Source organism: Oleiphilus sp. HI0123 (assembly GCF_001635315.1).
This window is the reverse complement of sequence record NZ_LWGE01000982.1, coordinates 1-324: the sequence shown is the minus strand read 5'-3', so window position 1 is coordinate 324 and position 324 is coordinate 1. Positions and strand designations below refer to the sequence as shown.

The following is a 324-nucleotide window of genomic DNA, read 5'->3' as shown; positions in this document are numbered from 1 at the left end:
AGAGCGTAAGGGCAATAGGCCCTATAGCATCTTACTGAGAGGTAATTTGCGCAGAAGGCCTGTAGCTCAGGTGGTTAGAGCGCACCCCTGATAAGGGTGAGGTCGGCAGTTCAAGTCTGCCCAGGCCTACCAGATTTCAGTTACTCATCGTTAAATGATTACTCGCATAGCAGGCTATGCTTCGCAGTCATTTGCCTAGATTAACTAAAATCTACGATTTTTTGAGTCTGACTTTAATGAACGTTAAAGCAGAGGATAAAATGCTCTGGGATTGGGGCTATAGCTCAGCTGGGAGAGCGCCTGCCTTGCACGCAGGAGGTCTGC

1 tRNA gene is annotated in these 324 nt (G+C 48.5%); it reads left to right on the top strand.

Annotation, left to right across the window (positions count from 1 at the left end):
• Positions 1-55: 55 nt before the first annotated feature.
• Positions 56-132: transfer RNA gene (locus tag A3761_RS08480), tRNA-Ile, on the top strand.
• Positions 133-324 lie beyond the last annotated feature (192 nt).